This window comes from Acetobacteraceae bacterium (assembly GCA_004843165.1).
Lineage (GTDB): Bacteria > Pseudomonadota > Alphaproteobacteria > Acetobacterales > Acetobacteraceae.
In genome coordinates, this window is record CP039459.1 from 424,174 (window position 1) to 432,500 (window position 8,327).

Consider the following 8,327-nt stretch of genomic DNA (forward strand, 5'->3'; position numbering starts at 1 on the left):
TAAAAATAAAAAAAATTAAGGGGGGGAATAATGAGAATCCTAATCATTTTAAGAGGCGCACCAGGCTGCGGAAAATCAACCTGGATTGAAAAGAACGCTCTAGAATCTTATACCATTTCGACAGACCAGCTAAGACTGAAATTCGGAAACCCTACCTTTTTATCCAATGGCACACTCACCATTAGTCAAGCCTATAACCGCCAAATTTTTCACCGTCTCGAAGTTTTAATGCGGGAAAGATTGCGTCGGGGGGATACCACGATCATTGACTCAACAGGGGTAGGACGCTCCATCGGCACATGGGAAAATCTGGCTATAAAATATGGTTATGAAACCCTCATTATTGATTTTGATCCCTCTTTGGAACTCTGCCTTGAACGCAATGAAAAGCGCAAAGGCGATGTAAAATATGTGCCCCCGGGAATCATAACGGATATTTGGAAATCCCTTCAGGATTCCAAGGGAAAAGTCCATAGACGCCTCAGAACTTTTTCCCCTGAGACTTTCGATATGGATCGGGAATTTTCCTTAAAATATCGAGATCTGACCCCCTATGAGGAAATCATTACGATTGGGGATGTGCATGGCTGTCGCAAACATCTTGAAAAGCTTCTACCAAACGGGTTTGAGCTGCATAAATTTTATATCTTTGTCGGCGATTATATTGATCGTGGTTATGATAATGCCGGATTGATGGATTATCTCTGGGAAAATGCCTTTAGAAATAATGTCCTAAAACCTAATATCGTTCTTTTATCTGGCAACCATGAGCGCCATTTCCGTGCTTGGCATAACCAAGAGGAAATTCGAAGCAAAGAATTTACTACCAGAACCCTTCCTGAATTACTTCAAAAAGGATGGGAACCCAAAAGCGCAAAATTTAAATTCTTTTTAAGATCATTACAGACTCATTTTGCCTATGCTTTCGATGGGAAAAAAGTCTTTATCTCTCATGGCGGCATCCCTGCCCCGATCAACGAAATCTGGAAAATTTCTGCCAATGAATGCGAAAAAGGTTGGGCAGATTACAATACAGAAATTGACCGGATTTTTTCAGAGAATGTCGGCGAAGATTCTCCTTTTTACCAAATTCACGGCCATCGAAACAAACAAAACCTCCCAATCATAGCAGGACATCACTCCTTTAACTTAGAAGGAAAGGTAGAATTTGACGGCGCTTTACGTTCCATCCATCACAGAAAAGGAGAGGGTTTTCTCCCTCGAGAAACTTTTCTAGAAAATAAAAAGGAACGCAAAACCTATTCTGAAATTCAAATCCCAACAGAAATTTCCAGCCTTTTTGAAAAGATAGAAACAAATTGTCCTGAGGATTTCTTAGGGCAAACCAAAAAACATGACGGTATCCAAATCAATCCGCAAAAAAGCTGGGAAAACATTATTTCCATTAGCTTTAAAAATCATGTTTTTCATAGAGGAAATTGGGACGAGACAACCCTCAAAGCCAGAGGTCTCTTTATCAATGAACAAAGTAAAAAAATTGCGGCACGCTCTTATGATAAATTCTTTAATATCAATGAGAAACTTTCCTTAGAGGAAATTGCCGAAAAATTTGCCTACCCGGTTTCCGCACGCCTGAAAGAAAACGGCTTCTTAGGCATTACAGGCTATGATGATTCCCATTTACTGATTGCTTCTAAAAACTACCTAACAGGGCCTTTTGCGGAATTTTTTCAAAATCAAGTCTCAGAAGATTTAGGAGAACGTCTTTTTTCCTTAAATAAACATTTTAACGTTTCTTGCATTTTTGAAGTCATTGATCCAATCAATGATCCCCATATTATTGCCTATAAAGACAAAAAACTTGTTCTCTTGGATGTCATTTACCGTCAATTAAGCTTCAAAAAATTACCTTATGAAGATTTGGGAAAAGTAGCTGAATGGCTTGGCGTTGCGCTTGCCCCAAGAAAAGCGATTTTAAAAGATAAAGCGCAGTTTTTAGATTTTGTTCAAAAAACGGAAAATGAAGAAATCGAAGGCTATGTTTTTGAAGATCAAAACGGCTTTATGGTGAAATCGAAATCCCTCTATTATCATACATGGAAAGCCTTGCGGGGAACATTGGGCAGTCTGTTACGAAAAAAGGACCAAAACTTTCCAAAAAGTCTCGAACGGCTTTTTCAAAGATACCCGAATTATTTTGATGCCAAGAAACAGCAAAAATTCCGTAAATTCTTTGACACCCTCCTCACCCTTCCAGAAGGCGCCTTGCAAAAAGATATTATCAGCCTCAGAAAAGAATTCTTCGAATAATAATAAAACAGCTCTGAGAAAACTCAGAGCTGTTTATCTTAAAAAGGAACATCATCACCTGAAATTTCTATATCATTTATCGAGGAATGAGAAATTAATCTTACAGCTGAAAATTCTTTATGTGCATCAAAAGCGTATAAGTGAGTTCTTTCCTTATCTAGCATAACCTCAAAATCTGCTTTAAACTTACTTTATACGTATAACCTGAAAGGATTAAAAAAATGGGCTTTTTTTTATTAGTGTGTTTTTGGTTTATTTCTGGTTATTTTCTTGTAAGATTTTTTATTTGGTCTGGATTTTCAAAGGAGTTAATAAATGGTCGTGAAGTACGGGGCATTTTCGCGTACTGGACAGGAAGAGGGGGAAGGCGCAAGCCATAATGGAATTATACGTCTCTCTTCTAATTTTTGAAGCATTTTTTTCCTCAACGCTTCGGAAAGATCCTGTTATTGCAGAATAATGGCTCTTATCTCTGCACTCAATTCATGCGCATAAATACACCACTCATATACTATAGATGTTGTTGGGGACTCTTCTAGAATCTTATCTAAACCATTAAAGCTAACTATTTGAAATATTTTTTAAAAAATCTAACATGCCCTTTCATGCTTGCTAGAAAATCATCATTACTCATAGCCCACTCATTTATACGAGCTGGCGATAAGTCCCTAACATCTGCCTCTATAGAATTATCTTCCTGATAAAATCTCGATAATCTTTGGATTTGTTTTTTCCATTATCTTTTCACTTCAGGCAAAACAGCCTCATCTAAAATCATTGCAAGCCTTACACCTGCTTTTTTGAGTTGAAGGTTGATGTCTTCTTGGGCTTTATGCGTGTAATTTTCATCTAAAACATAGAGGCCATCTTGTCTCGGTTTTGGCAGCGCCGCATAACCATCTTTTGCGCCTAATTCGTGCGCCTCTTGTGACCAATCCCAAACACTTCCCTTACGCCATTCTTTGATGTCTTTTTTACTGATTTCAGAAATCAACTTTTTCTCCAGCGCCTTCTGGTTCAGCCCCTCAAGTTCAATAAAATTGGTATCCCAATAGGCATGGAGGCTCCACGCAAAATTTGTAGGTACAAGATTACCGGGAACAACCGCAAATTTCTGCGTGCCTCCCCGATCATTATCGCTAATTGCATGGAGTGGCTGGTGCATATCCCCCACCAGATGCAAGATGAATTGCATTGCAAATAACCGCTCTTCGGGAGAAGTCTTTTTACGATTTAAGGCTTTTCTAAAAGTTTCAATGCGATTTAAAACGCATCCGCCCTTTTCTGGACTTTCAATTTTTGAGCAGGCCGCTTTCATATCAGGATGCCGCCAATCATTATTGATAAAGTGCCAGTTAATCGTTTCTGGATGTAAGAGCCAATAAGCATCTGGAAAGCTTGCCTCCCCAGCAATATTTTTAGGCACCAAAAGACTTTTATCCTGATTTAACAGCGCTAGAATTTTCTCCTGCTTTGCCTTTGGCAGATAATGCATGGCAATATCTGCGACAATCGCATGGCCTTCATAGCCCCAAGCCAAGCTTTTTTTCGGTATCAAACCAAGGCAGCAGATAGACAAAGCCATCGTTTTAAAAATCAAAGAAAAGCGCATGCGTTCAACATCCTTAGCAGAATAAAAAGCTGTAACAGCTTAAAACTATCCTTCTTGAAAGAGAAGGTCTAGATTCATCCTATAACGCCCATTTTAAAAAAGAGAAAAGGAGCGAAATCATGACTCAATCTCACAAAATCCTTATTGTTGGAGCCTCTCGTGGACTTGGCAGTGCCATGGCTGAGGAATTTATCAAAAAAGGCTACCATGTCATCGGCACAGTCCGTGATAAAAGCGTTTCCACCCCCCTTGCCAAACTTGCAAAAAAATATCCTTCTGAACTTAGTGTTGAAGAGGTTGATATTAACAAAGCAGATCAGGTTTCTGCCCTTTATCACAAACTTCAAGATCAAAAACTGGACATTCTTTTTGTCAATGCCGGAATTCTCCCAGATCGCACCTCCAAATTTAGCGAAATTAATGAGGCAGACTTCACCCATGCTATGCTTAATAACGCCTTAAACCCTGTCCGTTTTGTCGATAAATTTGAAAATTTAGTTAAAGAAAATGGTCTTATCGGTGTGATGACCTCTCGTGTTGGCTCTATTGCTGATAATGAATCCGGCGGTAAGCCTATCTATCGCAGCAGTAAAACAGCCCTTAACCAATTAATGATGAATTTCTCACATGAATATCCGGATCGTGCCTGCGTCTTGATGCATCCGGGCTGGGTTAGAACCAGCATGGGCGGTGAAAATGCCCCCTTTGAGATTCAAGATTCTGTTATCCCCATGACAAAAACCCTTATTTCCTTAGAGGGGAAAAAAGGGATTAGGTTTATCAATTATAAAGGCGATGTTTTACCTTGGTAAAATAAGGCAAAAAAATAGCGGGGATAAACCCCGCTATTTTCTTTTATAAGCTTTAAAACTTATGCTTGGACATCAAAACGATCAAGCATCATCACTTTGTCCCATGCGGCCACAAAATCATGAACGAGACGTTCTTTACCATCTTCACTTGCATAAACTTCAGCCAAAGAACGCAATTCAGCATTAGAACCAAAAATCAAATCGGCTCTTGAACCTGTCCATTTAACTTTCCCTGTTTTACGGTCAATCCCTTGGAACAGATCTTGTTCTTTAGACGTTGCTTTCCAGTCTGTTTCCATGCTGAGCAAGTTCACAAAGTAATCATTGGTCAATGCACCAGGTGTTTTTGTGAGATTACCAACATTTGAGCCATCAAAATTGATATTGATTGCTTTTAGACCTGCCATAAGTGCCGTCATTTCTGGCGCACTCAAAGTAAGTTTCTGAGCTGTATCAATTAAGAAATTCTCAGCCAAAGGTGCATAACCTTTTGCTTTGTAATTTCTAAAGCCATCTGCAAGCGGCTTCAACAGGTTAATACCGTCAATATCCGTTTGCTCTTGCGTTGCATCCACACGACCTGGCGTGAAAGGAACAGTGATTTTGAAGCCTGCTTTTTTAGCAGCCTGCTCAACCCCAACATTCCCTGCCAAAACGATGATATCTGCAAGAGAAGCTTTTCTGGAATTTTTGCTGTTAAAGTTAGACTGAACTTTTTTCAAAGCATCTAAAACTTTTGCAAGCTGTTTTGGATTGTTGACTTCCCAATCTTTTTGAGGCGCTAACGCAATACGGGCACCATTGGCACCGCCACGTTTATCACCGCCTCTAAAGGTTGAAGCAGAAGCCCAAGCCGTTCTCACGAGATCAGAAATGCTCAAACCTGTTTTGAGAATTTCTTTTTTCAAGCCATCAACATCTGAATTGTCAATGTGTTTACCGTTCGCTTTTGGTAGCGGATCTTGCCATAGGAATTCCTCTTTTGGAATTTCTGGACCAATATAGCGGGAACGAGGACCAAAATCACGATGGATCAGTTTGAACCAAGCTTTAGCAAAAGCATCTGCGAAAGCTTGTGGATTTTCCAAGAAATGTTTGGAAATTTTGCCATAAACAGGATCAACACGCAGAGCAACGTCCGTCACAAGCATTGTTGGTTTATGTTTTTTCGTTGGATCTGCCGCATCTGGAATGACAGCTTCAGCATCTTTCGCAACAAACTGAACCGCCCCACCAGGGCTTTTCATTTTTACCCATTCATATTTGAAAAGGTTTTCAAAGAAGAAATTGCTCCATTGCGCAGGTGTCTGGGTCCAAGTAACTTCCAAACCACTGGTAATACGGTCACTGACGCCATTACCTGTGCCATAGTTGCTGAGCCAACCCAAACCTTGAGCAGCTAAATCACCAGCTTCTGGTGCAGGACCTTGATGGGATTGAGGAGCAGCACCATGCGTTTTACCAAAAGAGTGACCACCAGCAATGATGGCAACAATTTCCTCTTCTGTCCAACCCATACGACCGAAAACATGACGGATATATTGTGCAGCCTCGAGTGGATCACCTCTTCCTTCTGGCCCTTCTGGATTGACATAAATCAAACCCATTTCAGAGGCACCAAGAGGCTCTTCGAATTTATCTAGTGGACGATGTGCCAACCATGTTTTTTCAGGACCCCAGTTTACATCCTCATCTGGTTCCCAAACATCTTCACGTCCGCCAGAGAAACCTAGGGTTCTAAAGCCCATATCTTCAAGCGCAACATTCCCTGTTAAGACAATCAAATCCGCCCAAGAAATCTTTTGACCATATTTCTGTTTAATTGGCCAAAGAAGACGGCGCGCCTTATCAAGGTTGGCGTTATCTGGCCAGCTGTTAAGCGGTGCAAAACGCTGTTGCCCTCTACCAGCACCACCACGGCCATCATGGGCACGATAGGTTCCGGCAGAATGCCAAGCCATACGGATAAAGAATGGACCATAATGTCCAAAATCTGCTGGCCACCAATCTTGAGACTCTCTCATCAAATTACGGAGGTCACGTTTCAAACCTTCATAATCAATAGATTTAAAAGCTTTACGGTAATTAAATTCTTTTCCAAGAGGATTGGATTTCTGGGAATGTCTATTTAACAAATCCACACGCAAACGGTATGGCCACCAATCTTGGTTTGTTGTTCCCTCACCAGCAACGGCATAAGCCTCACCAGATCCGGAGAAAGGGCATTTGCCTTGAGGCGCTGCTGCCTTTGCTGGTGAGCCTGCTTTTGGAGATGCCGGCGTTTGTGGCGCAGCATTCACTTTAGAGGCGATGAAGCCAGCTGCTCCAACACCACCCATCATAAAAAACGCCTTACGGCGGTTGATTTCAGTCATATAACATCCTTAATCGCTATATTGATTAGGAACCTTTTTTCTTGTTCCAACATTTCAATGTCTGCATTAAAGCAATATGCGACGTAACAGACAAGTAAAGAATTTTTTAAATGCAATGCAACATTCCTCTTTTGAAGGAAAAAGCAAGTTTTCAGGCATATTTTCAGGCATTATTTTATCTTTTAAAACTTACTTATTATGGAATCTCAACAAGAGCAGAATCCTCTCCCCTTTTCCTATTTCCATGCTCTCCTCTTGAAGAATAAATTGAGTTGGTTATTGTTTTTTTGAGTTTGATTGTTTTTATTGTGCTTGGAAAGCAAAAAGCCCTTAAGGTGAGTACCTTAAGGGCTTTTTTAAATGATGTGACTGAGTAGCGGGGGGCGACCTACTTTTCCGCGTCTTGAGACGAAGTATCATTGGCGCTGAGGGGTTTAACCATCGAGTTCGGGATGGGATCGGGTTTGGGACCCTCGCCATAACCCCCCGCTGCTGCGTCACATCAGGTGAATGGGATAGAAGAGATAAGAGAGATTGAGAAAGTTTTGAATGATGTTTGTATGTTGAATACAAAGCTGGAGAGGTCTGGGGGATTAGTATCCGTAAGCTTCATTCATTGCTGAACTTTCACACCGGACCTATTAACGTTGTGGTCTTCAACGCCCCAAAAAGACCTTATCTTAAGGCTGGTTTCCCGCTTAGATGCTTTCAGCGGTTATCCATTCCGAACTTGGCTACCCAGCCATGCCACTGGCGTGACAACTGGTTCACTAGAGGTTCGTTCATTCCGGTCCTCTCGTACTAGGAACAAATCCTTTCAAGTCTTAACGCCCACGGCAGATAGGGACCGAACTGTCTCACGACGTTCTAAACCCAGCTCACGTACCACTTTAATCGGCGAACAGCCGAACCCTTGGGACCTGCTTCAGCCCCGGGATGTGATGAGCCGACATCGAGGTGCCAAACCTCCCCGTCGATGTGAACTCTTGGGGGAGATCAGCCTGTTATCCCTAGAGTACCTTTTATCCGTTGAGCGATGGCCCTTCCACAAGGAACCACCGGATCACTATGGCCGACTTTCGTCTCTGCTCGAGCTGTCACTCTCACAGTCAGGCAGGCTTATGCCATTGCACTCAAAATCCGATTTCCAACCGGACTGAGCCTACCATCGCGCGCCTCCGTTACATTTTAGGAGGCGACCGCCCCAGTCAAACTGTCCACCATGCAGGGTCCTGGCCCATGCTAAATAGGCTCAGT

At 41.7% G+C, this 8,327-nt stretch carries 4 protein-coding genes and 2 rRNA genes (1 of these 6 running past the window's edge); 2 read left to right on the forward strand and 4 right to left on the reverse strand.

Going from position 1 to position 8,327, the window contains the following annotated elements:
• Positions 1-30: 30 nt before the first annotated feature.
• Positions 31-2,271: a hypothetical protein gene (locus tag FAI41_02045; GenBank protein ID QCE32457.1), complete on the forward strand. Its 2,241-nt coding sequence runs from the start codon at positions 31-33 to the stop codon at positions 2,269-2,271.
• 736 nt (positions 2,272-3,007) lie between these two features.
• Here the strand turns inward: FAI41_02045 and FAI41_02050 are convergent.
• Positions 3,008-3,883, reverse strand: coding sequence for a hypothetical protein (locus tag FAI41_02050; protein QCE32458.1), 876 nt, complete (start codon positions 3,881-3,883; stop codon positions 3,008-3,010).
• 119 nt (positions 3,884-4,002) lie between these two features.
• On the opposite strand from FAI41_02050, the gene FAI41_02055 reads away from it, so the two are divergent.
• Positions 4,003-4,695, forward strand: coding sequence for an SDR family NAD(P)-dependent oxidoreductase (locus FAI41_02055; GenBank protein QCE32459.1), 693 nt, complete (start codon positions 4,003-4,005; stop codon positions 4,693-4,695).
• Positions 4,696-4,754: 59 nt separating this feature from the next.
• Here the strand turns inward: FAI41_02055 and katG are convergent, their stop codons facing one another.
• From katG to FAI41_02070, 3 genes are all read right to left on the reverse strand, one after another.
• Complete coding sequence (gene katG / locus FAI41_02060) at positions 4,755-7,034, reverse strand: catalase/peroxidase HPI (GenBank protein QCE33765.1); 2,280 nt, start codon at positions 7,032-7,034, stop codon at positions 4,755-4,757.
• A gap of 411 nt (positions 7,035-7,445) precedes the next feature.
• A 5S ribosomal RNA gene (gene rrf, locus FAI41_02065) occupies positions 7,446-7,560 on the reverse strand.
• Positions 7,561-7,656: 96 nt separating this feature from the next.
• Positions 7,657-8,327 (reverse strand): 23S ribosomal RNA (locus FAI41_02070) (it continues 2,061 nt past the right edge of the window).

Coding starts and splice junctions, on each gene's coding strand:
- FAI41_02055 (QCE32459.1), top strand. CDS start 4,003: ATGACTCAATCTCACAAAATCCTTATTGTTGGAGCCTCTCGTGGACTT.
- FAI41_02045 (QCE32457.1), top strand. CDS start 31: ATGAGAATCCTAATCATTTTAAGAGGCGCACCAGGCTGCGGAAAATCA.
- katG (QCE33765.1), bottom strand. CDS start 7,034: ATGGGTGGTGTTGGAGCAGCTGGCTTCATCGCCTCTAAAGTGAATGCT.
- FAI41_02050 (QCE32458.1), bottom strand. CDS start 3,883: ATGCGCTTTTCTTTGATTTTTAAAACGATGGCTTTGTCTATCTGCTGC.